At 56.4% G+C, this 24471-nt stretch carries 25 protein-coding genes; 18 read left to right on the top strand and 7 right to left on the bottom strand.

Annotated features, from left to right (window positions below; translation table 11 throughout):
• Positions 1-80: 80 nt before the first annotated feature.
• Both AB5Y76_RS05715 and AB5Y76_RS05710 read right to left on the bottom strand, forming a co-directional pair.
• Complete coding sequence (locus AB5Y76_RS05715; RefSeq protein WP_263717644.1) at positions 81-2513, bottom strand: formate C-acetyltransferase/glycerol dehydratase family glycyl radical enzyme; 2433 nt, start codon at positions 2511-2513, stop codon at positions 81-83.
• 4 nt (positions 2514-2517) lie between these two features.
• The gene (locus tag AB5Y76_RS05710; protein WP_263717645.1) at positions 2518-3414 is read right to left on the bottom strand and encodes a glycyl-radical enzyme activating protein; all 897 of its coding nucleotides are present in this window, start codon (positions 3412-3414) and stop codon (positions 2518-2520) included.
• 128 nt (positions 3415-3542) lie between these two features.
• Between AB5Y76_RS05710 and fsa the strand changes: the two genes are divergently transcribed.
• Together fsa and AB5Y76_RS05700 are read left to right on the top strand one after the other, a co-directional pair.
• Positions 3543-4196: a fructose-6-phosphate aldolase gene (gene fsa, locus AB5Y76_RS05705; RefSeq protein ID WP_263717646.1), complete on the top strand. Its 654-nt coding sequence runs from the start codon at positions 3543-3545 to the stop codon at positions 4194-4196.
• A gap of 131 nt (positions 4197-4327) precedes the next feature.
• On the top strand, positions 4328-4507 hold the full coding sequence (locus tag AB5Y76_RS05700; RefSeq protein ID WP_120415231.1) for a hypothetical protein: 180 nt from the start codon (positions 4328-4330) through the stop codon (positions 4505-4507).
• An 18-nt stretch (positions 4508-4525) separates the two neighbouring features.
• Here the strand turns inward: AB5Y76_RS05700 and AB5Y76_RS05695 are convergent, their stop codons facing one another.
• Complete coding sequence (locus AB5Y76_RS05695) at positions 4526-5725, bottom strand: HD-GYP domain-containing protein (protein ID WP_263717647.1); 1200 nt, start codon at positions 5723-5725, stop codon at positions 4526-4528.
• Between the two features lie 168 nt (positions 5726-5893).
• Here AB5Y76_RS05695 and rsuA point away from each other — a divergent pair, with 168 nt between their 5' ends.
• Positions 5894-6586: a 16S rRNA pseudouridine(516) synthase RsuA gene (gene rsuA / locus AB5Y76_RS05690; RefSeq protein WP_201903677.1), complete on the top strand. Its 693-nt coding sequence runs from the start codon at positions 5894-5896 to the stop codon at positions 6584-6586.
• A gap of 19 nt (positions 6587-6605) precedes the next feature.
• Here the strand turns inward: rsuA and AB5Y76_RS05685 are convergent, their stop codons facing one another.
• Positions 6606-7505, bottom strand: a complete 900-nt coding sequence (locus tag AB5Y76_RS05685; RefSeq protein WP_263717648.1) for a DMT family transporter — start codon at positions 7503-7505, stop codon at positions 6606-6608.
• Positions 7506-7661: 156 nt separating this feature from the next.
• Here AB5Y76_RS05685 and AB5Y76_RS05680 point away from each other — a divergent pair, with 156 nt between their 5' ends.
• Together AB5Y76_RS05680 and yfcE are read left to right on the top strand one after the other, a co-directional pair.
• Positions 7662-9299, top strand: coding sequence for a peptide ABC transporter substrate-binding protein (locus tag AB5Y76_RS05680; RefSeq protein ID WP_263717649.1), 1638 nt, complete (start codon positions 7662-7664; stop codon positions 9297-9299).
• 10 nt (positions 9300-9309) lie between these two features.
• Entirely contained in the window at positions 9310-9852 is a 543-nt protein-coding gene (gene yfcE / locus AB5Y76_RS05675; protein WP_158111119.1) for a phosphodiesterase, read from the top strand.
• 37 nt (positions 9853-9889) lie between these two features.
• Here the strand turns inward: yfcE and AB5Y76_RS05670 are convergent, their stop codons facing one another.
• The 3 genes from AB5Y76_RS05670 to flgA form a co-directional block, all read right to left on the bottom strand.
• Positions 9890-10306 (bottom strand): flagella synthesis protein FlgN, encoded by a 417-nt coding sequence (locus AB5Y76_RS05670; protein ID WP_040066163.1) that lies wholly within the window; start codon positions 10304-10306, stop codon positions 9890-9892.
• A complete protein-coding gene (flgM, locus tag AB5Y76_RS05665) occupies positions 10303-10623 on the bottom strand; it encodes a flagellar biosynthesis anti-sigma factor FlgM (RefSeq protein ID WP_005334177.1) in 321 nt (106 codons plus the stop codon). Before flgM ends, AB5Y76_RS05670 begins: the two co-directional genes overlap by 4 nt.
• Before the next feature lie 91 nt (positions 10624-10714).
• Positions 10715-11398: a flagellar basal body P-ring formation chaperone FlgA gene (flgA, locus tag AB5Y76_RS05660; protein ID WP_167572525.1), complete on the bottom strand. Its 684-nt coding sequence runs from the start codon at positions 11396-11398 to the stop codon at positions 10715-10717.
• Positions 11399-11542: 144 nt separating this feature from the next.
• Here flgA and AB5Y76_RS05655 point away from each other — a divergent pair, with 144 nt between their 5' ends.
• The 13 genes from AB5Y76_RS05655 (at position 11543) to flgL (ending at position 24384) form a co-directional block, all read left to right on the top strand.
• Positions 11543-12454, top strand: coding sequence for a chemotaxis protein CheV (locus AB5Y76_RS05655; protein WP_005334174.1), 912 nt, complete (start codon positions 11543-11545; stop codon positions 12452-12454).
• A 17-nt stretch (positions 12455-12471) separates the two neighbouring features.
• Positions 12472-13296, top strand: coding sequence for a protein-glutamate O-methyltransferase CheR (locus tag AB5Y76_RS05650; RefSeq protein WP_005350656.1), 825 nt, complete (start codon positions 12472-12474; stop codon positions 13294-13296).
• A 295-nt stretch (positions 13297-13591) separates the two neighbouring features.
• Entirely contained in the window at positions 13592-13990 is a 399-nt protein-coding gene (gene flgB, locus AB5Y76_RS05645; RefSeq protein ID WP_005334169.1) for a flagellar basal body rod protein FlgB, read from the top strand.
• On the top strand, positions 13990-14409 hold the full coding sequence (gene flgC, locus AB5Y76_RS05640; RefSeq protein WP_005350658.1) for a flagellar basal body rod protein FlgC: 420 nt from the start codon (positions 13990-13992) through the stop codon (positions 14407-14409). The genes flgB and flgC overlap by 1 nt, the downstream gene beginning before the upstream one ends.
• A gap of 15 nt (positions 14410-14424) precedes the next feature.
• Positions 14425-15165, top strand: a complete 741-nt coding sequence (locus AB5Y76_RS05635; RefSeq protein ID WP_263717650.1) for a flagellar hook assembly protein FlgD — start codon at positions 14425-14427, stop codon at positions 15163-15165.
• Between the two features lie 10 nt (positions 15166-15175).
• Positions 15176-16561 (top strand): flagellar hook protein FlgE, encoded by a 1386-nt coding sequence (gene flgE, locus AB5Y76_RS05630; protein ID WP_005334163.1) that lies wholly within the window; start codon positions 15176-15178, stop codon positions 16559-16561.
• Between the two features lie 144 nt (positions 16562-16705).
• Complete coding sequence (gene flgF / locus AB5Y76_RS05625; RefSeq protein WP_005334159.1) at positions 16706-17452, top strand: flagellar basal-body rod protein FlgF; 747 nt, start codon at positions 16706-16708, stop codon at positions 17450-17452.
• Between the two features lie 14 nt (positions 17453-17466).
• Entirely contained in the window at positions 17467-18255 is a 789-nt protein-coding gene (gene flgG / locus AB5Y76_RS05620; RefSeq protein ID WP_005334158.1) for a flagellar basal-body rod protein FlgG, read from the top strand.
• A gap of 14 nt (positions 18256-18269) precedes the next feature.
• The gene (gene flgH / locus AB5Y76_RS05615) at positions 18270-18941 is read left to right on the top strand and encodes a flagellar basal body L-ring protein FlgH (protein WP_005350662.1); all 672 of its coding nucleotides are present in this window, start codon (positions 18270-18272) and stop codon (positions 18939-18941) included.
• Between the two features lie 8 nt (positions 18942-18949).
• A complete protein-coding gene (locus AB5Y76_RS05610; RefSeq protein WP_005350664.1) occupies positions 18950-20047 on the top strand; it encodes a flagellar basal body P-ring protein FlgI in 1098 nt (365 codons plus the stop codon).
• 43 nt (positions 20048-20090) lie between these two features.
• Entirely contained in the window at positions 20091-21164 is a 1074-nt protein-coding gene (gene flgJ, locus AB5Y76_RS05605) for a flagellar assembly peptidoglycan hydrolase FlgJ (protein ID WP_263717651.1), read from the top strand.
• A 3-nt stretch (positions 21165-21167) separates the two neighbouring features.
• On the top strand, positions 21168-23171 hold the full coding sequence (gene flgK, locus AB5Y76_RS05600; RefSeq protein WP_167564993.1) for a flagellar hook-associated protein FlgK: 2004 nt from the start codon (positions 21168-21170) through the stop codon (positions 23169-23171).
• A gap of 4 nt (positions 23172-23175) precedes the next feature.
• The gene (gene flgL / locus AB5Y76_RS05595; RefSeq protein WP_047437649.1) at positions 23176-24384 is read left to right on the top strand and encodes a flagellar hook-associated protein FlgL; all 1209 of its coding nucleotides are present in this window, start codon (positions 23176-23178) and stop codon (positions 24382-24384) included.
• Positions 24385-24471: the final 87 nt, after the last annotated feature.

Below are 24471 nucleotides of genomic sequence, written 5' to 3'. Positions count from 1 at the left end.
CAAGGTGGTGGATAGCGGCAAGCCACCCGTGGGGTGGCTTGCCAATCATATGACGTCACTGGCGCCATGGGGGCGCCCCGTCAGAGACTGTGCTCGGTGCGGGCGATGATATCATCTTGCGCATCCGGGGATAAGGCGGTGAAAAAGGCCGAATAGCCCGCCACCCGTACCACCAGATCCCGGTATTGATCCGGATTGGCCTTGGCTGCCAGCAGGGTCTCCCGCGAGACGATGTTGTACTGCACGTGCCACCCCTTGTGCACCTCGAAGAAGGTGCGCAGCAGGCTCATCAGCTTGGCCTTGTCCCGCTCGTTCTCAAGGCTGGCCGGACTCAGCTTCTGGTTGAGCAGCACCCCGCCGAGAATGGCCGCCGTGGGCAGCTTGCCGATGGAGTTGAATACCGCTGTCGGACCGAGACGATCCGAACCCGACGAGGGGCTGGCTCCTTCCGCCAGCGGCGTGCGGGCGTGGCGGCCATCCGGGGTAGCCATGGTGGCGGCACCGAAGGGCACATTGGCCGAGATGGAGGAGGTGCCGGCATAGTAGGTGCCGCCGATGGGGCCACGGCCGAAGCGGGTGTTGTGCAACCCCTTGAGCTCGTCGATGTAGCTCTGGTAGGCCTGTACCAGCAGCAGGTCAACCTCGTCCAGATCGTTGCCATATTTGGGGGCGGCGTTGGTGAGGCGCTGGCGCAGCTGCTCCCCCGCTAGTCCGGCAAAATCTTGCTCGAGTGCTTCGGCCAGCTCTTGCTGATCCACAATCCCCTGCTCGAACACCAGTTTCTTCAGGGCAGCCAGGCTGTTACCGAGGTTGGCAATTCCCACCTGCAGACCGGAGACCCAGTCATAGACGGCGCCTCCCTCCTTGATTGTCTTGCCGCGTTCGATGCAGTCATCCACCAAAGTGCTGCAGAGAATGTCGTGGGCTTGGGCCTCCAGCACGCTGTCGACCACGCAGTCGATCTCGATGGATTTGCGGGTGAAGTAGCGCACCTGCTCATCCCAGCGGGCCATCACCTCGTCAAAGTTGCCAAAACTCCCGTCTCGCAGCGACTGGGGCTGAGGCAGGAATACCTTGCCGGTGGTGGCATCGCGGCCACCATCGAGGGAGGCCAGCAGGATGCGGGCGAAGTTGATAAAGCTCATGCCGGTGCAGCGGTAGCCCCACTTGCCGGGCACAGCGGTCTCGATGCAGCCGATGGCGGCGTAGTGGTGGGCATCCTCCACGCTTACCCCGAGCTTGATGAACTCGGGGATCACCACCTCGTCGTTGTTGAAGGCGGGCATGCCAAAGCCGCAGCGGATCACCTGAATGCAGGCATCGAGGAAATCCTCGCTCATCCCGGCATGGTAGCGCACCGAGAGGTTGGGTTGGGTGGATCGCAGCTGGCCGCAGGACTCCAGAATCGCGTAGGAGAGGCCGTTGACTGCGTCATGAGCACTGCCATCCTGCCAGTTCTGGCCGCCGATGGTGACGTTCTGATAGAGCGGGCTGCCGGCGGAGGCCTTGGAGTGGGTGCCGGAGCGGATCTTGTTCACCTCCAGCAACTTGAGCCAGCACCCTTGCAGCAGTTCGATGGCGCGCGTCCGAGGCAGGGATTCCGACAATTCCACCTCGCGGCGATACCAGGGGTAGAGGTACTGATCCATCCGGCCAAACGACACCGAGTGACCGTTGGATTCGATCTGCAGGATGAGCTGGATAAAGTAGCAGAGCTGCAGTGCCTGCCAGAAGGTCTCGGGGGGCTGGTGGGCGATGTGGGCACAGTTGAGCGATATGGTCTCAAGCTCGCTTCGGCGCTCGGGGCGAGATTCTTGTGCTGCCATATCATGGGCAAGTGCGGCGTAGCGCGAGATGTGAGCGCTGACCGCATCCAGAGTGATGGCGACGGCGTGCAGGAACTGCTCGCGCTGCAGATCGGCCCAATCCGCCAAATCCAGCCGACTGCGGCGCTCGGCCACCTTGGCCTTGAAGCCATCGAGACCCAGCGTGAGCAGCTCCTCATAGTTGACCGCGAGGTGAGCATCCCCCGAGGTCATGTTGCCCTCGGCCTTGATGATGCCGCTCTCCAGCAGCGCTTTCTGCTCGTCGGTAAAGAGGCCGAAGCAGCGATCCTGCACCGTCTGGCCGCGCCAGAAGGGGGTGAGGGCGTGGATGATCTCCTTGTCGGTTTCGCTGACCGCAAAACCGGCGCCGGGACGGTCTGCCAGCTCGTCGATCTCCTTCTCAATCCAGCTCACCGTGTATTCGGGAAACAGTGGCGCCGCCCGCACCTGACTGGCTTGATTGCCGACAATAAGCTCGTCGTGCTTGATCCAGATGGTGCGCTCCTTGAGGTGATGAGCCAGCGCAAGAGCGCGGCGCACCGGCAGCGGCCGGGCGAGATGAGCCTGATAGGCCTCGGTGTAGTGGCGGGCACGCTCGGTGCAGACCGGTGGCTGAACGATGTGGATCAGGCTCTCTTTGTGGGCGCGGATCCGCGGGCTGAGGGTATTGAGGTCGAGCTGGGTCATGATCTTATCCTCTGGTCACAGGGGTCAGCCCCTGACGTTGGGCGTATGCATGGGCAAAGTGGAGTAAATCGGGGTCGTCGAGCGGTGTCTCCGGTGCCTGATAGGGCAGATCCAGCAGGGCATATTTGCCCATCCCCAGGGTGTGGTAGGGGAGGAAGTGGATCTCCTGCACCGTGCCGAGGCTGGCGGCGGTGTCGGTGATGGCTTCGAGCGATGCGCGGTCGGCATTGAAGCCGGGAATGAGCGGCACCCGGATCTGCATCGGCACGCCGTGCTCGGCGAGGCGTTTGAGGTTCGCGATGGGCAGCTCCACCTTGCCGCGGGTCCAGTGGAAGAAACGTTCTTTATCCACGTGTTTGAGATCCGCCAGCACCAGATCCAGTGAGGGGAGGCTTGGCTCAATCTGGTGCCAGGGCACATGGAGGCAGCTCTCAACCGCTGTGTGCAGCCCTTCGGCATTGCAGCGGGCCAGCAGGTTGGCAGCAAATTCGGGCTGCATAAACGGCTCGCCACCGGAGAGGGTGACTCCACCGCCGCTGCGCTCGAAGAAGGGGCGATCCCGCAAGATGGTGTCCATCAGGGTGTCCAGGGTTTCATCGCGGCCGCACACCTGCAGCGCTTCGCTTGGGCAGAGGCCGCGCAGCCGTTCCATATCGCCGGCCTTGAGGGCAGAACGGCTGAGCTGGATGCCCTCGCTGTCACGCAAGATTGCCGGACAGGCCTGGCTGCATAGCTGGCATCCCTCGATGCACTGGCGCCGGTCGAGTAGTATGTCCGGCTTGGGAGAGCGGCTTTCCGGGTTTTGACACCAGCGACAGGCCAGCGAGCACCCCTTGAGAAACACCAGGGTGCGAATGCCGGGGCCATCGTGAGTTGAATATCGTTGCAGGTCGAAAATCATACCGCCTCCTTTTGTATTTGCATTCTATTTGCTTTCATTCGAAAGTTGATTTGATTTCGATCAAGCTATTTGCAGATGTTTTATCGCTAGAATGGCGACATATTGAACATCCCGTTAAGGAGTTAGAGATGGAGCTGTATCTCGATACCGCCGATGTGGCGGCAGTGCGTCGCTGGTCACGGATCCTGCCGTTGGCCGGTGTCACCACCAATCCTTCCATTACCGCCGCCGGGGGATTGCCGCTCTGTGAGCTGCTGCCCGCCCTGCGCGACGTGCTGGGCCCCAAGGCGCGCCTGTTTGCCCAGGTGATGGCCAAAACCGAAACCGAGATGGTGCGCGAGGCGTTCACTCTGCGTGAGCTGGACCCGGATCTGGTGATCAAGATCCCGGTATGCGCAGAGGGGCTGGCTGCCATCAAGAGCCTGACAGCCAACGGTGTGCCGACTTTGGGCACCGCTGTCTATACCCCGCTGCAGGGCTGGTTGGCGGCGGTGGCGGGGGCGGAATATGTCGCGCCCTACGTTAACCGGCTGGATGCCCAGGGCGGCGATGGCATTGCCACCGTGCAGGAGCTGCAACAGCTGCTTGCGCTGCACGTCCCGAACAGCAAGGTGCTGGCGGCATCATTCCGCACTCCCCGTCAGGCGCTCGACTGCCTGCTGGCCGGTTGCCAATCCATCACCTTGCCGCTCGATGTGGCGGAGCAGCTGCTGAACGTGCCGGCGGTGGATGCGGCGCTGGTGAAGTTCGATCAGGATTGGCTGCGCGCTTTCGGTCGCTGATCCCGGTGACAAGCTGATTGCAGTGATTGAGGGGGGAGGGTGAAGAAGCGCGGGTGATGGGGATTGACCGACTAGACTGGAAAGAGGTGGCTATATTCGCTGGCCGCCTTGCAGTCTACCGGAGGTATCCCATGAGCGACCATCTGCTGCTCCCCCATGGTGAAGATTTGCGTCGTGCGGTGCTTTGGCTCAGCGAGCATCACCAGCACGATCTCGCCGCCATTGAAGAGGCCAGCCTGCGTTTTGATCTCTCGCCGCTGGATGAGGAGTTTCTGATCCAGCACTGGCTCGACAGCCAGCGCCAATCATGAATATCTGAGGTGAGAGATTTAGAAGAAGTTGGCGAGGTTGATGCCAAACTCTTTGGGGTCGACCGTGTTTTCGATGCTCTCCTGCACCCCTGACTTGGCCAGATCCAGCCACTGTACCTCGAGGTAGTGACGCTGGGTGGCGTGATAGATCACCTTGACCACCGGCTTGAGCGGCTGTTGCTCGTTGCGCTGCATCACGATAGCCAGGCGCTGGTTTGAGAGCTGTACCAGAGTGCCCACCGGATAGACCCCCATGCACTTGATGAACTTGGTAACCAGTTCGGCATCAAAGTGCTGATTGATCCCCTTGAGCAGAATGCGGAAGGCCTGGGTCGGCTGCATACCTGCTTTGTAGACCCGATCCGCGGTGATGGCATCATAGACATCGACGATGCCGCTCATCCGGGTATAGAGGGAGAGCTGCTCCCCCTTGAGTCGCTGCGGGTAGCCGGAGCCATCGAGCCGCTCGTGGTGGTTGGCGGCCACCTCCAGCATGGTGGGGGTAATGCCAGGGGTATTGCTGAGGATCTCGTAACTGTGCACCACATGCTGACGCATGATGGCGAACTCCTCATCGGTCAGCTTGCCCGGTTTGTGGAGCACCTCGTCCGGGGTCATGATCTTGCCCACGTCGTGCAGCAGGCCACCCAGGGTCAGCTCCTTGAGCACGCTGCGCTCCAGTCCCAGATAGCGACCGAAGTTGGCCAGCAGAATGGCCACGTTCATGGAGTGCTCCATCAGGTAGGCATCCTTGGCGCGAATACGGGCCAGACAGAGCATGGCATCGCCGTGGGTAAACATGGTGTCCACCATCTCTTCGGCGACTTCGGCCAGCGGGGTGATGTCGATGGGTTCACCCGCTTTGAGATGGCGAATGAACTTGCCTTGCAGCTCGCGCGCTTCCTGATAGAGGCGGCGAATTTTAAGCTCCCGTCCTTCGCCGTTGGCACTGGCACGGCGCCCTACCTGGGCGCTGTTGGCATTGAGGTCGGGGGAGGTAACGGCGCCACTCTCGGCACTGCCCAGCTTGCTGCGGGCCAGATCGATGCGTACCGTGAGCACCCCCTGACGTACCAGATTGGCAATTTGCGCCACGCTGGTCACCAAGCCCATCTGGGCGATCTCCATCCCACCTGTCTGGCTGGCGATAGCAATCACATACATGCCGGGTTTCAGCTGGTTGACGGGAATGACGGGATAGGATGCTTGAGACTTCATGAGGGCTTCCTGACTCTTATTATTATGAGTATCGTTCGGATGGGTCACACCGGAGAAGTGTAACATCGGATGACCAGTTCGTCATAATTGGCAACCCCTTAACAGTGGCGTTGTCGCCCCCGCCCGATATAATGACGCCCCTTTACTTGTTGGACTCCGAGGTTGTGAATGCGGCTTGATAAATTTCTGTGCGATTGTTCCGATTTGACCCGCTCGCTGGCAGGCAAACTGATCCGTCAGGGCGAGGTCATGGTGGATGGCATTGTGGTCAAGCAGCCCGCCTTTCATATCAATGAGCAGAGTCAGATCGAGTTTGACGGCGTGCTGCTGACGCTGGAGCAGCGCAACCGCTATTTCATGCTGCACAAGCCGGAAGGTTACGTCTGCTCCAACGAGGATCCGGATCACCCGACCGTCTTCTTCCTGATGGATGAACCGGCGATGGGCAAGCTGCACGTAGTGGGTCGCCTCGACCTCGATACCACGGGTCTGGTGCTGGTGACCGACGACGGTCAATGGTCCCACCGCATCACCTCGCCGCGCCACGAGTGTGCCAAGACCTATCACGTCTGGCTGGCCGATCCGGTGAGCCCGGATGCAATCGCGCTGTTCGCAGAAGGGGTCTACCTGCGTAACGAGATCGATAAAACCCGTCCTGCCCAGCTGGAAATTCTCGGCGAGTGCGAGGCCCGCCTGACCATCCACGAAGGCAAGTACCACCAGGTCAAGCGGATGTTTGCCTCCATCGGCAACAAGGTCGTTGGCTTGCATCGCGAGCGGGTGGGTGGCCTGACGCTGGATGAAGATCTGGCCCCCGGTGAATACCGCGAGCTGACCGCTGAGGAGATTGCCCTGTTCTGATCAGGGATGGTGCCGGGTGTCAGTGAGTGCTGAAACCCAGCACCAGCGCCGTGCCCAGGGTGGCAATCAGTGCACCCGCCCAGGCGGCAACGGATGGCCGCTCCCCCGAGTGCCACCACAACAGCGGCAGCAGCAGTACCGGCGTGGTGGAGGAGAGAATGGCCACCATGCCCACCTCGCCCTGCCGCAGCGCCATCAGGATCAGCGTCATCCCCAGCCCCATCGCCAGAAAACCGTTGGTGGCAATCATGGCGAGGATATGGCGATTGACCGGTTTGAGCGGCATGGCCAGCGGCAAGCGCCCCAGCCGCAGGACGCAGTGGGCCAGCAGGGCACTGCCCATCCGGATACCCGATGCACTCACCGCATCCACCTCACCACTCATCATCACCGGCTTGGCGATGATGGCTCCCACGCTCTGACACAGTGCCGCCGTCAGGCCAAGGCCAATTCCCAGCGCCAGATTGCCACGGATCTGCTCCCACTCGTTGCTGCTACTGCGTCTGCCAAACAGGATCGCCAGCATCACGCCGGCAAAGACCAGCACGGCCCCCAGCAGTCGCCAGCCTGTCAGCTGTTCATTAAATAGCAAGAGCCCAAGCAGGGCGGAAAACAGCGCATGGCAGGAGAAGAGCAGGGCACTGCGTCTTGGCCCCAGCCGATTCATGCAGGCAAACAGCGCGGTATCGCCCACGAAGATGCCGACCAGCCCCGAGATGGCGAGCAGGGGCAGGGCGCTTGCGGTGAGGGTTTGCCAGCCACCGGTGAGCAGACTCATGGTGCCGAGCATCAGGCTGACCAGAAACATGCGCCAGCGGCTGTAGGCAAATGCGCCGAGATGACGGGCCGGTTTGACCGAAATAAGCGCTGCAACTGCCCATAAACTGGCCGACGCGAGGGCCAGCCACTCATAACCCATAAAAACTCCTGAAAAAATTAACCCGAAAGACTCCATCTCCCGGGCAAGCCCGATACAATACGGGGCGTTTTCGGGGATAACAAGAGCGGCATCAGGCATTCATCAGGCGCGCCGTCGGCCTTCCCCTCCTGCAGTGGTTTTATTCGAGGTTTTGTCATGAGGTATGGTTTCTTCCCCAAGCTGGCACAACGCTGGCTCTCCCCGCTATTGCTTGCCGTGCTGGCTGGGCCCCTGGCCCATGCCACCACCGTTGAGCAGCAGCCTCTGCTTGCCGATCGGCAAACCCTGGTCAAGGGCAACGGTGCCGAGCCGGAGTCACTGGATCCGGCGCTGGTGCGATCCGGTTTTCCGGGGGAGGCGGTACTGGTCGATCTGTTTGAAGGGCTGGTCAGCGATGATGGGCAGGGGCATATCGTCCCCGCTCAGGCCCAGCGCTGGGAGGTGAGTGAAGATGGGCTGGAGTGGCGATTTTTCCTGCGCCCCCAACTGAAGTGGTCCAATGGCGAGCCGCTGGTGGCCGCTGATTTTGTCTATGCCTGGCGCCGTCTGCTCGATCCGGCCATCAACTCTCCTTCTGCCGGATTGCTGCTGGCCACGGGGATCAACAATGCGCAATCCATCTATGCCGGTGCGCTGGAGCTAGGCAATCTGGGCATTGAAGCGCAAAGCGATCAGATCCTGAAAATCACCCTGGAGCGGCCGGCTCCCTATTTCCTGCAACTCATCAGTCAGCGCCCCTTTGTGCCAGTCAACCAGAAGGCGATAGCCAAATTTGGCAAGCAGTGGACCGAACCCGGCAAGCTGGTGAGCAATGGTGCTTATCGGCTGGCAAGTTGGACGCCGAACGAGCAGATCGAAGCCGAGCGCAATATCCACTACTGGGATGACCTTCACACCCGTATCGGACGGGTCACCTACCTGCCGATCACCTCGCAATATGCCGAACGGCTGCGTTATGAGGCTGGTGAAATCCAGCTTACCAACAAGGTCTCCCTCGGCTATTACCAGAAGATGAAGCGCGAATCTCCGGAGCGGCTCTGGGGCTTGCCGCTGTTTGGCACCTATCTCTATGCGTTCAATCTGAAGCGCCCCGAACTGCAGGATGTGCGGGTGCGTCAGGCGCTCTCCATGGCGGTTGATCGACAGCAGCTCATTGGATCGGTGAGCGGGCAGGATGAACAGGCGGCATGGTCGCTGTTGCCGGAGATGCCGGGTTACCCCCGGGTGATATTGCCTGTGGCGCTTGAAGATATGCCAACCCGCCAGGCCAAAGCGGCAGCGTTGCTGTCAGCGGCCGGGTATAACAGTGCCAATCCACTCAAGCTGAGCATTACCTACAACAGCGCCGAAACCCACAAGCAGATGGCGATGGCCATTGCCGCCATGTGGCAGAAGCTGGGGGTGCAGGTCACCCTCAACAGTCTGGAGTGGGGCGCCTATCAGGTGGCAAAGGATAGCGGTGATTTTCAGGTGGCCAGAAGCTTCCTGTTTGGCGATTACGTGGAGCCGTCAGCCATGCTGGGCAGCTTCCGTTGTCAGGATCTGCGCAACGAGAGCGGCTACTGCAATCCCGACTTTGATCTGCTGCTGGAGCAGGCAGCCAATACGCTGGACAACGCGAGCCGGGTTGAACTCTACCGGCATGCCGAACAGTTGCTGCTTGAGGAGGCGCCGATCCTCCCCGTGTATCATTACAATCAGATGAGACTGGTCGATCCCGCGCTGCGAGGGCTGCCCAGCCAGAATTTGAAAGGGACGATTGCCACCAAGGATCTCTATTTCAGCCCGCAGTGAGGAGCATTTCATGAAACTTGCCATCATTTCCGACATCCACGGCAGCATCATTGCGCTGGAGCGGGTGCTGACCCAACTTGAGCCCTGGCAGCCGGACCACTATCTGCTGCTCGGCGATCTGCTCAACCATGGCCCGCGCAATCCTCTGCCGGAAGGGTATAACCCGGCCGCGGTGGCCGATCGGCTCAACGAGCTGGCGCCACAGATCATCGCGGTGCGGGGCAATTGCGATTCCGAAGTGGATCAGATGCTGTTGCGCTTTCCCATCACCGCCCCCTACAACCAGTTGCTGATCGATGAGCGGCGCTGGTTTGTCAGCCATGGCCATCTTTATCGCCCGGACGAGGTACAGCTGCCTGTGGGCAGTCTGTTCCTGAGCGGCCACACCCATGTGCCGGTGCTGGAGTGGCAGGGGGAGCGGGTATTGATGAACCCGGGGTCGATCTGTTTCCCGCGCGGCGAGTTGCCTGCCAGTTACGGGAGCTATGAGGACGGGGTACTGCGCGTTAATGCGTGTGAGGACGGGCGAGAGTTGTTGCGACTGGTGCTTTAAAACCGAGAGCAAAAAATGCAAGGCCTGATAAGAGATGTCAGGCCTTGATACCGTAGGAGCGGGTGCCAGAGCGAGTGTTACCCTTGGCGTCATAGGTCAGGCTGTTGCGATCGCGCAGCTGACTAAGAAAGGTTGCCAGACGACGGTTTGAGACGATGCTCAATTCAAGCAATCGACCGTTGATATCATTTTGTGCCTGGCAAGCATCCAGTTTTGCACGAAGCTGCGCCATCTCGTCGGGATAGGCAGCCAGCTGTAGTGCCAGTTCCGGCATCTCTGCGAGGGTCTTGTCCAGAGTTTCTATCGCAGCAAGCAACTGCTGTTTGCGCTCGGTCAGTGCGGGCAGGGCCAGTGCCTGATGCTGTTCGAGCAAGCTGAACTCTTCTTCCAGAATGCCTTGCATCTGGCTGAGGTAATCATCTTGGGTGTGCAGTAACGAAGGTAAATCCATCATCCCAGAACTTTGTCCAGATTGGCCTCGAAACTGAACATCTTCTTGGCCACAGCGTCGCTGTTGACCTGATATTCGCCACTCGCGACGGCTTTTTTCAGCCGTTCGACCTTGCTCTCATTGCCGGTCGAGGCGGTATTGAGGTTTTGTTGCATCTTTTGCAATTGTTGCGCCTCACTGGTCAAGGAGACGGAGTCCAGCTTGACAGTAGCCGCTTTGTTTTCGGGCGATGAGGTGACTGACTTGCTGCCTGTCCCCTGGCTATTAGCGGTATTTTGCAACCGATTATTCGCCAAGTTGTTGATATTGTTGATGGCCATTTTAGTTACCTTCGTCTGCTTTAAGGTTTGCTTACCTGTTTATCGGTGCGGCAGATCAAAACTTTAGAAAAAAGTTGTCAAGGATCCGGATTTAAAAAGTGACCGATACGGCACCTACCGCACTGACTTTACCCTCAACGGTTTTGCCGGAGCGAATATTGACGAGTTTGATGATCTCTCCGAAGCTGCCATCTTGCAAGGCTCGGGCCATGGTTTTGATCTGGAAGTTGCTGTTTTCTGCCGTCAGGGTGACCTGATCCCCTTTGCACACGACACAAACCTGGCTCAAACGGATGGGTTGCCCAGGTTTTAGCTCCCGCTTGCTGCGTACTCCGATAAGAGGGGCGGTGTCAGTCAGGTAGTCGCCGCGGATCAGGGTCTGATCCTGATAGGCCAACACCAGCTGGCTTTCACTCAGCAGGTCCCCCTTGGCGATGGGGTTGGTCACAGTGACATAGGGCTTTTGAATACTGACCCGCACCGGGAGATAGATGTCCCAAGGTTTGTCTTCCTCACATTTAAGGTAAACTGTTGTATTACGGCGAATTTCCATTTTTGCTGGTAAGCTGATAGTGAGCAGATCTTCGCAGCGGGTCAGTGGGAGCCGTTCATCCAGTGTGGCAGAGGTGACCTCGGCTCTGGCATCCAACGGAATATCCAGCTGGCTGTAAACGAACTCTTGTGCCTTTTCTTGCAGATAAGTAGTGACGTCCGAGGCGTAGCTGGAAGATATGCTGCCAAAAAAGAGGCTGATGAGTAAAAGTCGGTTAATCATTTTCGCTCGTTGGTCGATAAGTTGTTCACGCATATCACCATATTTAACTATGATTGCTTCAGAATCTGTTCGTTGTCACATCGATAGTCTGACGCAATCCATCACGCATGCATGATTAATGCCAAGCGTTTTTAGGGAGTGTTTATGGCCAGTATCCTGGACTCGGTCAACCAACGTACCCAGCTAGTGGGGCAAAACCGGCTGGAGTTGTTGTTGTTTCGTCTCAATGGACGTCAAAGATTTGGCATCAACGTATTCAAAGTGCGTGAAGTATTGCAGTGTCCCCCCTTGACCGTGATGCCAAAATTGAACTCCTGCATTCGCGGGGTGGCTCATATTCGTGGCCAGACTATCTCGGTCATCGACCTCAGCATGGCGGTTGGCAAACGCCCGATAGATGATCTGAGCAAATGCTTCATTATCATCTCCGAGTACAACCGCTCTATTCAGGGTTTTCTGGTGCATTCGGTCGAGCGCATCATCAATATGAACTGGGAATCCATCCTGCCTCCGCCTAAAGGTGCGGGTCGCATCAACTACATGACTGCCGTGACTGAAGTCGACGGCGAGTTGGTCGAGATTCTTGATGTTGAGCGGATATTGAACGAAATTTCGCCGGTTGCAACGGATGTTAGTGAGGAGTTGGTTCAGGCCAGCGTCGACCACCCGACTCTGGGGCGTCCTGTTCTTGTTGCGGATGACTCCTCAGTGGCACGCAAACAGGTACAACGTGCGCTTGAGGCTATCGGTGTCGAGTGCGTGTTGGCAAAAGATGGCCGCGAAGCATTGAACATGCTGCTGGAAATGACCAAAAATGGTCCTATCAAGGATCAGGTTGCGCTGGTTATTTCGGATATCGAAATGCCGGAAATGGATGGCTATACCTTCACTGCCGAGATCCGGAATAATCCCAATCTCAAGGATTTGCATGTTATTCTGCATACCTCGCTCAGTGGAGTATTCAACCAGGCAATGGTGCAGAAAGTTGGTGCGAACAATTTTATCGCCAAGTTCCAGCCTGATGAATTGGCCAAGGCCGTACAAAACGCACTCTAATAAAGAAGAACAGCTGCATGAAGACACTTTCGGACGACTTATACAAACAGTTCAGCAACTTTCTGGCGGTACAGAGCGGAATTGTGCTGGGGGATAACAAACAGTATCTGGTGAAGAGCCGTCTTTCACCTTTGATGGCTCAGTTTGGCATCGAGAGTCTGTCTGATCTGGTTACCCGTGCAATGAGTGTGCGAGAGCGTGACCTGAAAATGGCCGTGGTGGATGCCATGACGACCAACGAGACCCTCTGGTTTCGTGATACCTATCCGTTTCAGCTTCTTACCGACAAGATTTTCCCCGAGTTGGGGAAAAGTGGCCGCCCCATCAAGATCTGGTCGGCTGCATCCTCGTCAGGTCAGGAGCCCTATTCCATTGCCATGACGGCACTGGAGCAGCAGATGAAAAAGCCGGGGACCTTGCCTGGTGGCGTGCAGATTGTCGGGACGGATATTTCGACGACCATGCTCAATCAGTGTAAGGAAGGCGTTTACGATAGCCTTGCTCTGGCGCGCGGTTTGTCACCGGAGCGCAAGAAGATGTTTTTTGAGCCCTACGGTGACAACAAGATGCGGGTTGCCGAGCGAGTCAGAAAATTGACCACCTTCCGGCCACTCAACTTGCTGGAGAGTTATAGTCTGCTCGGCAAGTTTGACATTATCTTTTGCCGTAACGTGCTCATCTATTTTGCGCCGGAAGTGAAGTCGAAGATCCTCAACCAGTTTGCTGCCAGTCTCAACCCCGGTGGATATCTGATGTTGGGTGCGTCGGAGTCACTGGCCGGATTGACCGACCGGTTCGAGATGATCCGTTGCAATCCGGGGATTGTCTACAAGGTCAAATAGGCCTGACCGCCTTGATACTCGGGGTCTGCCGAATATTGCTAGTTCATGCAAAGAGGGAAGCTACGAGCTTCCCTCTTTCTTTATCTACAGCTCAGTCTTTCTATTTACCTACCATATCTCGCCATTGCAAAAGTGGTTGAAGCCTTAAGGTGGCCAAATGATGCCGTCTGACTCAATGCGCGAGATGCTCCTGCCGTTTTCGGTCTGAACTGTGCTCATACCCAAACTATCGAACTGAGTGATTTGCTTATGGCACACCTCTTGCAAACAAAATAAACCAAGCAGGAGGTGTGCTATGGCTCTTTCATTTGACAAGGCATTCGGTGTGCATCAACACACTATAAGCGTTCGCGCCAAGCGTGCTGAGGTGCTTTCCAGCAATATTGCCAACGCAGATACCCCGGGCTTCAAAGCCAGGGATATCAATTTTGCTCAGGCATTGCAGGAGGCCCAGTCGCATCAGGGTTTTGGTTTGGCAACGACCAGCGAAAAGCACTTTGCCTTGAATATGGACGCCCCGGGTACCGTGCAATATCGCAACCCGCTGCAACCGGATACCGGTGACGGCAATACAGTCGATGTGCAGCAGGAGCGCAGCGAATTTCTGCGCAATAGCCTTGAGTATCAAACCTCCCTTGAATTTATGAATAGCAAGATCAGTGGCCTGCTCAAGGCACTGAAAGGAGAGCAGTGATGAGTTTGTTCAAGGTCTTTGACATAGCAGGCTCGGCTATGAGTGCACAGTCAGTGCGCCTCAACACAGTTGCCAGCAACATGGCCAACGCGGACAGCGTCAGCTCCAGTGTGGAAAATACTTACCACGCCAGGCGGCCAGTCTTTGCCGCCCAGCTCGATCAGGCTATGTCTGACAAGCAGGGCTCGGTCGGGGTTGAGGTGAAGGGGATTGTCGAGAGCAAGGCGCCACTACTCAAGGAGTACAACCCCAACCACCCGATGGCGGATAAAGACGGCTTTATCTTCAAGCCAAACGTCAACATGGTTGAAGAGATGGCCGACATGATCAACGCCTCGCGCAGCTACCAGACCAACGTACAGGTTGCTGATTCGGCCAAGAAGATGCTGCAGCAGACGCTCCAGCTTGGCAAATCCTGATAGGAGGGATGCAGCATGGTCGATACAACCAGTAATGTGAACGGCATCAGCCGTGCCACGACCCAGACGACAGGCACCACTACAACGCCGAAGAAAGAGCTGGATCAAGCTTCTTTTCTGAAGCTGCTGACCATGCAGCTGTCGTATCAGGATCCTTTCAAGCCTGTTGATAACGCCCAGATGCTCTCCCAGATGACATCCATGTCGACTTCTGAGGGGATCAACAGCTTGTCCACCCAGATGGGCAATCTCAATACTCTGATGACATCTAGTCAGGCGCTGCAAGCCTCTGCACTGGTCGGACAAAATGTGCTGCTCCCTAGCAATATCGGTTATTTGGAGAAAGAGGGGTCCATATCCGGGGTTGTGGCTGTCGGTGTCGAGAACAAGTATTCGAATGTGAAAATCACGGTGGAAGATGAAAAGGGTCAGGTGATAAAGGAGTTTCCTCTGGAAGGTGATTTACGCGGCAATGTTGAATTTGCTTGGGATGGTAAAGACAAGAGTGGCAATCCGGCCAAGCCTGGAAAATACGTGATTAAAGCTAACGGCACCATGGATGGAAAGTCGGAGAGCATCTCTGCCCTGACCTATGGCAAGGTTGATAGTGTGGTCCTGGGGAACGGAACCAACCCGACTCAACTCAATCTGAGAGGTCTAGGCACTACAACGCTTAACAGTATCCTGCAAATTTCAGGATCTAATCAGAACAAACCAACAACTCAGTCAAAAACAACGTCGACAGCATCGATCTAAGGAGCTGGATATGTCATTTAACAATGCCTTGAGCGGTGTCAACGCGGCACAAAAAGACTTGAACGTCACCGCCAACAACATTGCCAACGTTAACACCATGGGCTTTAAGGAGTCCCGAGCCGAGTTTGCGGATGTCTATGCCAACTCCATCTTTGTCAACGCCAAGACCCAGGTCGGTAATGGTGTGGCGACCGGTGCGGTTGCCCAGCAGTTCCATCAGGGGGCGCTGCAATTTACCAATAACGCACTGGATCTGGCGATTCAGGGTAATGGCTTCTTTGTGACCTCCGATGGCCTGACCAACCTGGATCGCACCTATACCCGTGCGGGTGCCTTCAAGCTCAATGAAAACAGCTATATGGTTAATAATCAGGGTCATTACCTGCAAGGTTATGAAATTAACGCCGATGGCACACCGAAGGCGGTCAGTATTAACTCTACCAAGCCGATCCAGATCCCTGATAAGGCGGGTGAGCCTGTGAAAACGACCAAGATCGAGGCAAGTTACAACTTGCCAGCTAATACAAAGCCGCTTCCGGCCGGTGCTACGGCACCAACGGTTCCTGTTCCTAACCCGCCTGATGCATCTACATTTAATCGAAAAGACTCAAATACCTATTCTGCGTCCACGTCAATTACGGTTTACGATTCGCTTGGTGAGCCACATACCATTACCCAATATTTTGTTAAAGAAGCAGATCCTGCCAATCTTGCTAACCCAGCAAATCCTACAGCATGGCGCATGTATCTTTACCAGGGAGATAAGCCTATTGATATCGATGGTGTTGGTGCGGTTACTCCGACGATGGCACCTGGTTTGGATCAGGCTCCTGCTGGTGCGAGAATCACATTTGATGCTGATGGAAAAATGATTTCACCGACTGCACCGGCGGTTATCAAGACCGAAGCGTTAGGAGCTGGCGCAGGGATAATCAATAATGGTGCAGACCCTACCCAAGTCATTGAAATTTCTTTAGGTAATCTTACCTCTTACGCTTCTCCTTTCGAGGCCTATAAGTTGACGCAAGACGGCTCGACAGTCGGCCGTTTGACCAAAGTTGAAATTACCCCCGACGGTATAGTGTCTGCAACTTATAGCAATGCCACTACTGTCAAAGTTGCCATGGTGGCAATGGCGAAGTTTGCTAATGCGCAAGGACTAACTCAGGTAGGGGATACTTCCTGGAGACAATCGTTGCTTTCCGGAGACGCGTTACCGGGTATGGCAAACTCGGGCACTTTCGGGACCATCAAATCATCGGCGCTGGAGCAGTCCAACGTGGATTTGACCTCCGAGCTGGTTGACCTGATCACTGCCCAGCGTAACTTCCAGGCCAACTCTCGTTCTCTTGAGGTCAACAGTTCGCTGCAGCAGACCATCCTGCAGATCCGTTAATCGCGCAATAAATGATAACGAGAGGGGGCTTTGCCCCCTCTCTGTTTATGTTGCATTCCCATCCTCCTTATTCCCCCATATTTCTGCTGTTGGCACTCTAATTGCATTTCTCCTGTCAGAGTCATCTGTTTGACGGAGAATTCCATGGATCACCTGCTTTATATCGCCATGTCCGGGGCCAAAGAGACCATGAACAGCTTGGCTGTTCGCGGCAACAACCTCGCCAATGCCAATACCACCGGCTTCAAGTCCGATTTTGAGCAGGCCAGAAGCATGCAGGCGTTCGGAGAGGGCTTGCCAAGCCGGGTGTTTGCCATGGCTGAGCGCCCGGGTCAGAACCTGCAGCATGGCATGTTGATGACCACCGGACGGGATCTGGACGTAGCTGTGGATGGTCCGGGCTGGATTGCCGTGCAGGATCCAAAGGGCGGCGAGGCCTATACCCGCATGGGGAATTTGCAGGTCAATGCGACCGGCAATTTACAGACCTCGACTGGCCTGAATGTGGTGGATGACGGCGGTCAGCCAATCGTGTTGCCGATGCCGATGGAGAAACTCGAGATCAATCGGGATGGTACCATCAGCGGTCGTCCGGAGGGGGCTGCCGCCAACTTGCCGGAAGATTTTCAGCGGATCAAGCTGGTCAACCCGGCCGCCGATGCGGTGGAGAAGGGGCAAGATGGTCTGTTTCGCCGCAAGGATGGTCAGAATGAACCCGCCTCTGCCAACGTTGGCCTGATTGCCGGCTCCCTTGAGGGGAGCAACGTCAATGTGGTGGATGAGATGACCAACCTGATCCGGCTGCAACGCCAGTTCGAAACCCAGGTCAAAATCATGAAGACGGCCGAAGAGAATGATGAAGCTCAAACCCAACTGCTGCGAATCAGCTAATCAAGGAGTTACCTATGAATCCCGCACTCTGGATCAGCAAGACCGGGTTGGATGCACAGCAGACCAATATTTCGGTCACCTCGAACAACCTGGCGAACGCCAGCACCGTGGGCTTTAAAAAGTCACGGGCCATCTTTGAAGATCTGCTGTATCAAAACATCAACCAGCCCGGTGGCCGCTCTTCTGCCGATACCGAGCTCCCCTCCGGCTTGATGCTGGGGGCGGGAGCCAAGGTGGTGGCGACCCAGAAAAACCACAGTCAGGGTAACGTACAAACCACTGACAACTCGCTCGATTTGATGATCAGTGGTCGTGGCTACTTTGAAATTCAGCTGCCGGATGGCAGTGCGGCCTATACCCGTAACGGTCAGTTCACCCTCAACGATGAAGGGACCATAGTGACCCCGGGTAATGGCTACCCGCTGCAACCGGAAATCCAGATCCCGGAAAACGCCCAGAGCGTTACGGTGGGTGAAGATGGCCAGGTCTCGGTGCAGCTCAAGGGCGATGGCGCTTCTCAGGTCGTCGGTCAGATCAACATCTCCGACTTCGTTAATGCCAGCGGCTTGCAGCCGATGGGGGAGAACATGTTTGTCGAGACCCAATCCAGTGGTGCTGCCGCTCAGGGGACTGCCGGTGCCGATGGCTTGGGGGTGATCAAGCAGGGGATGCTGGAGACTTCCAACGTCAACGTGACCGAAGAGCTGGTGAACCTCATTCAGGCTCAGCGGGTCTACGAGATGAACTCCAAGGTGCTCTCCGCCGTGGACGGCATGATGTCCTTCCTGATCCAGCGTACCTAATTAGGAGGTGCATGATGAAAGCCGTATGGATGCTGGGATTGTTGGTGCTGGGAGGGTGTAGCAGCACTCCCAATACGCCCAAGCCTGATGATCCCGAGTTTTCCCCCGTCTACGGGGAGTCGGAGCCGGTGTCGGTGCGGCCGACAGGGGCGATTTTCCAGCCGGATCAGGTCAATGGCATCTATTCGGATATCAAGGCACACAAGGTAGGTGACATCATTACCATCGAGTTGTCGGAGTCGACCTCTGCCTCGAAAAAGGCCAATACCCAGAGTGGCAAGAATAACAAGTTCAATCTGGACCCGGTCAAGTTGGGTGGCGTGCCCGTGACCGCCAGCCCCTATGATCTCTCAGCCTCCATTGCTCAAGACAGCGCGTTCAAGGGCCAGGCCAAGGCGGATCAGAGCAACAGCCTGCAGGGCAATATTTCGGTCAGCGTGGCCAAGGTACTGCCCAACGGCAATCTGGTGGTGCGCGGTGAGAAGTGGATCATGCTCAACAATGGCAATGAATATATCCGGATCACCGGTCTTATTCGCCCGGAGGACGTGACGTCTGATAACAGCGTTTCGTCCCAGAAAGTGGCCAATGCCCGCATTTACTACGGTGGTACCGGCGATCTGGCCAATAGCCAGGAGCAAGGGTGGCTTACCAGCTTTTTCAATGGTCCCTGGTGGCCGCTCTAGGAGATGTTATGAAGTCACTCCGTCTTGTCACTCTGCTTTGCTGTCTGCTGCCCTTGGGTGTGGCCAATGCGGCCCGGATCAAGGACATCAGCTCGGTTGAAGGGGTGCGTAACAACCAGCTGATTGGTTACGGTCTGGTGGTGGGGTTGCCCGGTACTGGCGAGAAGAACAACGCCTTCACCGAGCAGACCTTCCGTACCATGCTCAACAATTTTGGCATCAAGGTGCCGGATAACATCAAGCCCAAGATCAAGGATGTGGCGCCGGTGGCGATCCATGCCGACCTGCCCCCCTTCTCCAAGCCGGGCCAGACCATCGACGTGACGGTCTCTGCCATCGGCGAGGCCAAGAGCCTGCGGGGCGGCACTCTGCTGCAAAGCTTCCTGAAAGGGCTCGATGGGCGGGTTTATGCGGTCGCCCAGGGCAGTCTGGTGGTCGGTGGTCTGGGGGCAGAGGGGGCTGATGGTTCCAAGGTAGTGATCAATACCCCGACCGTCGGGCGGATTGCCAACGGTGCGACCGTGGAGCGGGAGGTGCCCAACTCCTTCAGTCAGGGGGACACCATCACCTTCAACCTTAACCGCCCAGACTTTACCACTGCGCGCCGTCTGGCCGATGTGGTCAACGATCTGGTGGGGCCAAATACCGCTCAGGCGCTCGATGCCACCTCGGTCAAGGTCTATGCCCCGCGGGATCCGGGTCAGCGCGTCTCCTATCTCGCCACCATCGAGAATCTGGAGGTGGATCCGGCCAACGAGGCGGCCAAGATCATCGTTAACTCCCGCACCGGCACCATAGTGATCGGCAGTCAAGTCAAGCTCAAACCGGCGGCCATCAGCCATGGCGGGTTGACGGTGACCATCGCCGAAAACCAGCAGGTCTCCCAGCCCAACCCGCTGGCGGGAGGAGAGACGACGGTGACGAACAACTCGACCATCAATGTCCAGCAGGAGCCGGGGCGGATGTTCAAGTTTGATACCGGTGCGACCCTGGACGATCTGGTCCGGGCGGTCAATCAGGTCGGGGTTGCCCCCGGTGATTTGATGGCCATCCTTGAGGCGCTGCAGCAGGCAGGCGCCATCGAGGGGCAACTGGTCATATTGTAACAAGCGGCAAGTGGTTGCCACGGGTGGCAATGAGGTAAGCAAAATGGCGGAGTTTGACAGCAACAGCGGCATGAATCTCGGGATGGTACAGGACATCAAGAACCTGGATCGTCTGCGCCAGATGAGCCAAAGCAAAGAGGGACAGGCCGAAGCGCTCAAGAGTGCGTCACGCCAGTTCGAGTCAATCTTTACCCAGATGCTGTTTCAGAGCATGCGTCAGGCCAACGGGGTGTTGACTCAGGACAACCCGATGAACAGCAGTTATACCCAGTTCTATGAAGGGATGCTGGATGAGCAGCGGGTTGCCGACATGTCCAGCAAGGGAGGGCTGGGATTGGCTGACATGGTGGCCAAGCAGCTCTCTCCCGAGACCTTTACCCATCAGGATGGACGGGTGCTCAAGATGCCGCAGCGCACCGAAAGGACCTACAAACCCTATCAGCCCCCTACGGCGGCTGCCGATGATTTGATCGCGGCATCAAAAGTTGGCAAAGATTTTGCTGAAAAAGAGATGGCCGAGGGGGCAAAGGAGAGTCACACACTCACTATGCCCCGTCGACCGCACCGCAGCATTCCGCCCATGGGACGCATGGCCAGCGAAGAGGGCAGTGTCACCGGTAGTGGGGGCAAAGAGTTCGATACGCCGGAAGAGTTCGTTAATCGCCTGATGCCGCTGGCCAAGAAAGCGGCCGACAAGTTGGGGTTAAGCCCAGCGGTACTGGTCGCTCAGGCGGCACTGGAGAGCGGTTGGGGCAAGCGGGTGATCAAGGATGGCGAGGGGCAGGTGACCCATAACCTGTTTGGTATCAAGGCCGATCCGCGCTGGGAAGGGCCAAAGGCGGTGGTCAGCACGCTCGAGTATGAGCAAGGCGTCGCATCCCGCCAGAAAGCGGCATTTCGCTCCTATAAGTCGTTTGAAGAGAGCTTCAATGACTACGTGGACTTCCTCACTTCCGGCTCTCGCTACAAGGGAGCCCTGGCGCAGGTGGATAGTCCCGATCGCTACTTTGAGGCGCTGCAACAGGCGGGTTATGCCACCGACCCGCACTACGCCAGAAAATTGAAACAGGTATTGCGCAGTGACGCCATTGCCCAATACAACGAGATGGAGCTGTAACGTATGGCAAGCGACCTGCTTGGGATTGGTTCATCGGGCGTGCTGGCACAGCAACGCCTGCTGCAGACCACCAGTAACAACATAGTGAACGTCAATAGCCAGGGCTATGTGCGTGAGCGTACGCTGGTGTATACCAATACCATCGGTCTGGGGACCGGTGACATCAAGACCCAGCGGGTAATCAACGACTATATGCAGGGGGAGGTGCGCCGTGATACCTCCGCCTATCATGCCTCCCTGACCCATTATGAACAGCTGGCAGGCGTTGACAGCTTGCTTGGGGATACCAGCAACAGCGTGGGGGCGGCCATCACCTCCTACTTCAAGTCATTTCACTCAGCCAATGAATCGCCTGCCGAGATCGGTGGGCGCAAGGTGGTGATGACGGAGTTGAGTGGCATGGTCAACCGTTTTCATACCCTCTCGGCGCAGCTCGACAAGCAGAGCGATACCCTCAACACCCGTATTGAAGATGAAACCAAGCAGGTCAACAGCCTGCTCACCAGCATCAATGATCTTAATCAGGCCATCATCCGCACCCAGGGGTCACCCGAAGAGAACCTGATGCTGTTTGATCAGCGGGATGAGGCGATCCGCCAGCTGTCGGAGAAGATGGATATTCGCACCGTAGCCCAACCCAACGGCAGCATGCTGGTCAATATGAGCACTGGCCATTCGTTGGTACTAAACGGCGGCGTGGCTCAGTTTAAAGTGATGCCCAGTGATCCTGATTCGAGAGATTTAGAGCTGCAATTAACTTTGGGTGATAATGAGGCGCTTATTGACAACGAGACCTTTGGTGGCGCCGTGGGAGGCCTTTTCAAAGCACGTAACGACCTTGAACCGACCAAGCGCGAACTGGGGCAGCTGGCCGTGGCGATGGCCGATGCAATGAACCAGCAGAACCGCCTCGGGATGGATCTGGATAATGAAATTGGTGGTGATATCTTCACCCTGCCAACCAGCAAGGGATTACCCTACGACGACAACACGGGGACGGTCGGGGCGAATGTCAGCTTCGTGCCGGGCAAGGGGACATCAGTGACCCCGTTTGATTACGAAGTGCGCTTTAGCAGCGCCACCGGTTATGAGGTGTTCTCGCTGGACAAGTCTGGTAATCGAACCTCTGTGGCGACTGGCACGACCCCTCCTGCAACGTTTGAACTCACGGGTCACGGCATTTCCATCGATCTCACCGGTGCGCCGGCTGCGGGTGACAGACTGTTGCTGCAACCCACCAAAAGTGCGGCCGCCGGTCTGGGTCAGCTGATCACCCGACCGGAAGATTTGGCCTTGGCTTCTCCGCTTAAAGCGGAAAAGACCACCAATAATGGCGGCGGGGCTGATATCAAACTGGGTGGCGTATTCAATACAGGTGCAGGGTCAGGTTTTGGTACCAATAGTCTGAGCCCGACAGCGCCCCAGGTGGTCAAAATTGATGGCAGTGGTAACTATCAGGTTTTCCAAGCCGATGGTACTACCTTGATTGGCACGGCCCCCGCGAGCAGCAAGGGGCAAAACCTGATGTCGGCTATCGTTAACCCTTTCCCCGCCGGAGCTGCAGTCTATGCCAACCCGAAACAGGCGCCAGGCTACGAGTTCAGCATCACCGGGACGGTGGATGCCGGTGACAGCTTCAAGCTCAGTTACAACAGCAATGGCTTTGCCGATAACAGCAATGGCTTGGTTCTGGCCGAGCTGCAAAACAAGGATCTGGTGCGCAAGAGCACCAATGGTGGGACGACCAACGACAAGATGACCTTCAATCAGGCCTATTCCGGGTTGGTGATGGAAGTGGGTAACAATACCAGTCAGGCAAAAACGCTGCTCAAGGCCAATGAGTCCAAGCTTATCCAGAGCACCGGCATCTTTGAAAGCGTGTCTGGGGTCAATCTGGAGGAGGAGGCGGCCAATCTGATCCGCTTCCAGCAATCCTATGCGGCATCGGCGCAAATCGTCAGCACGGCCAAAACCATTTTCGATACACTGCTCTCTTCCGTGAGGTAACGTCATGCGCATCACCACCAACATGATCTACGACCGGAATATCTATTCCCTCAACAGTGCCAACGAGCGGTTGAATACTGCCTATCAACAGCTGCAAACCGGCAATAAATTTCAGACTGCCGGCGAAGATCCTGCGGGGATGAGCCAGAAGATGGCACTGACCAAGGAGATTGACCTGTTCAAGCAGTACAGTGTCAATGGCAGCTTGCTGGAAAACAGCCTGGGACATGAGGAGACGGTATTAACGTCGATTAACAATGCGATGCTTAGTGCCCAGACTCTGATCCAGAAGTCAAATAATGGCGCTATCAGCATGGATGATCGCAAGGCCATAGCCAGCGAGCTGGAAGGGTTGCAGCAGCAGATGTTTGACCTGATGAATAGCAAAAACTCCTCGGGTGAATTTATATTTGGCGGTAATCAGAGCAAGACCCAGCCATATATCAAAGACGCCAACGGAAAGTATATCTATCAGGGAGACCCTGGTCAGCGAAATATTCAGGTCTCACCCACAGTACAAATTGCTGCCAATGATTCCGGGCAGGATCTGTTTGAAATCGTGGCGACCAGAAGAACTGCCAGTGCAACCACTGCAAATATCAAGGTCGGGGTCGGCGATCAGGGTAACTTTGATAATTTCTATAAGTCCAATTATAACTCGGCACTGCCCAGCAACACCTATACCGTATCAACCACCATCGGTCCGCCTGATACCTATGATATCAAGGATGCCGGTGGTACTACCCTGCAAACGGGTAACTACACTGCTGGCACCAAGATCCCCTTCAATGGTCTGGAGTTGACCCTTGATTTGCCTGCTGGTGGTGCGGCTCAGCAGTTTGACCTTAATCCACCAAAAAATGACAACGTGCTGAACGGGATGTCGGATTTTATTACCGCTTTGCGTGATCCCGCTATTACCGCTGACAACTTTGCGCTGGAAGTAGCCGATGCTACCGTCCATATGAAAAATGCCCGCTTGAATATCGATCATGGGTTGGGTGAGCTGGGTGGCAGGATGAACAGTCTCGAGGCTGTCATGGATTCTAACGAGGGGTTGAGTACCCTCAACGCCGAGGCGAGAGCCAAGGTGTCGGAAGCGGATCTCTATGAAGTGATTTCCGCGCTGTCAAAAGAGGATGCGGCATTGAGTGCCTCGCAACTCTCTTTCAGCAAAATAAGCCGTCTGACACTGTTTGACTATATTCGCTAATTAAAGAAGGGGCCCTTTGGGGCCTTTTCTTTTGTCCAGACTATGAAAATTGGTTCCGTGTCATCTCCTGCCAATTGTAACAAGCTG

The sequence above is a fragment of the Aeromonas sp. R1-2 genome, assembly GCF_040908505.1.
In the GTDB taxonomy this organism is placed as follows: domain Bacteria; phylum Pseudomonadota; class Gammaproteobacteria; order Enterobacterales; family Aeromonadaceae; genus Aeromonas; species Aeromonas veronii.
This window is presented reverse-complemented; position numbering and strand designations above follow the sequence as displayed.

What these genes read in the sequence shown, in the direction of transcription:
- AB5Y76_RS05655 (WP_005334174.1), top strand. Translation starts at nt 11,543, where the DNA reads ATGGCCAGTATCCTGGACTCGGTCAACCAACGTACCCAGCTAGTGGGG.
- flgK (WP_167564993.1), top strand. Translation starts at nt 21,168, where the DNA reads ATGGCAAGCGACCTGCTTGGGATTGGTTCATCGGGCGTGCTGGCACAG.
- AB5Y76_RS05680 (WP_263717649.1), top strand. Translation starts at nt 7,662, where the DNA reads ATGAGGTATGGTTTCTTCCCCAAGCTGGCACAACGCTGGCTCTCCCCG.
- flgM (WP_005334177.1), bottom strand. Translation starts at nt 10,623, where the DNA reads ATGGCCATCAACAATATCAACAACTTGGCGAATAATCGGTTGCAAAAT.
- flgE (WP_005334163.1), top strand. Translation starts at nt 15,176, where the DNA reads ATGTCATTTAACAATGCCTTGAGCGGTGTCAACGCGGCACAAAAAGAC.
- AB5Y76_RS05610 (WP_005350664.1), top strand. Translation starts at nt 18,950, where the DNA reads ATGAAGTCACTCCGTCTTGTCACTCTGCTTTGCTGTCTGCTGCCCTTG.
- AB5Y76_RS05685 (WP_263717648.1), bottom strand. Translation starts at nt 7,505, where the DNA reads ATGGGTTATGAGTGGCTGGCCCTCGCGTCGGCCAGTTTATGGGCAGTT.
- fsa (WP_263717646.1), top strand. Translation starts at nt 3,543, where the DNA reads ATGGAGCTGTATCTCGATACCGCCGATGTGGCGGCAGTGCGTCGCTGG.
- AB5Y76_RS05670 (WP_040066163.1), bottom strand. Translation starts at nt 10,306, where the DNA reads ATGATGGATTTACCTTCGTTACTGCACACCCAAGATGATTACCTCAGC.
- flgL (WP_047437649.1), top strand. Translation starts at nt 23,176, where the DNA reads ATGCGCATCACCACCAACATGATCTACGACCGGAATATCTATTCCCTC.
- rsuA (WP_201903677.1), top strand. Translation starts at nt 5,894, where the DNA reads ATGCGGCTTGATAAATTTCTGTGCGATTGTTCCGATTTGACCCGCTCG.
- AB5Y76_RS05650 (WP_005350656.1), top strand. Translation starts at nt 12,472, where the DNA reads ATGAAGACACTTTCGGACGACTTATACAAACAGTTCAGCAACTTTCTG.
- AB5Y76_RS05700 (WP_120415231.1), top strand. Translation starts at nt 4,328, where the DNA reads ATGAGCGACCATCTGCTGCTCCCCCATGGTGAAGATTTGCGTCGTGCG.
- AB5Y76_RS05635 (WP_263717650.1), top strand. Translation starts at nt 14,425, where the DNA reads ATGGTCGATACAACCAGTAATGTGAACGGCATCAGCCGTGCCACGACC.
- AB5Y76_RS05715 (WP_263717644.1), bottom strand. Translation starts at nt 2,513, where the DNA reads ATGACCCAGCTCGACCTCAATACCCTCAGCCCGCGGATCCGCGCCCAC.
- AB5Y76_RS05710 (WP_263717645.1), bottom strand. Translation starts at nt 3,414, where the DNA reads ATGATTTTCGACCTGCAACGATATTCAACTCACGATGGCCCCGGCATT.
- AB5Y76_RS05695 (WP_263717647.1), bottom strand. Translation starts at nt 5,725, where the DNA reads ATGAAGTCTCAAGCATCCTATCCCGTCATTCCCGTCAACCAGCTGAAA.
- flgA (WP_167572525.1), bottom strand. Translation starts at nt 11,398, where the DNA reads ATGATTAACCGACTTTTACTCATCAGCCTCTTTTTTGGCAGCATATCT.
- flgG (WP_005334158.1), top strand. Translation starts at nt 17,467, where the DNA reads ATGAATCCCGCACTCTGGATCAGCAAGACCGGGTTGGATGCACAGCAG.
- flgF (WP_005334159.1), top strand. Translation starts at nt 16,706, where the DNA reads ATGGATCACCTGCTTTATATCGCCATGTCCGGGGCCAAAGAGACCATG.
- flgH (WP_005350662.1), top strand. Translation starts at nt 18,270, where the DNA reads ATGAAAGCCGTATGGATGCTGGGATTGTTGGTGCTGGGAGGGTGTAGC.
- flgJ (WP_263717651.1), top strand. Translation starts at nt 20,091, where the DNA reads ATGGCGGAGTTTGACAGCAACAGCGGCATGAATCTCGGGATGGTACAG.
- flgC (WP_005350658.1), top strand. Translation starts at nt 13,990, where the DNA reads ATGAGTTTGTTCAAGGTCTTTGACATAGCAGGCTCGGCTATGAGTGCA.
- yfcE (WP_158111119.1), top strand. Translation starts at nt 9,310, where the DNA reads ATGAAACTTGCCATCATTTCCGACATCCACGGCAGCATCATTGCGCTG.
- flgB (WP_005334169.1), top strand. Translation starts at nt 13,592, where the DNA reads ATGGCTCTTTCATTTGACAAGGCATTCGGTGTGCATCAACACACTATA.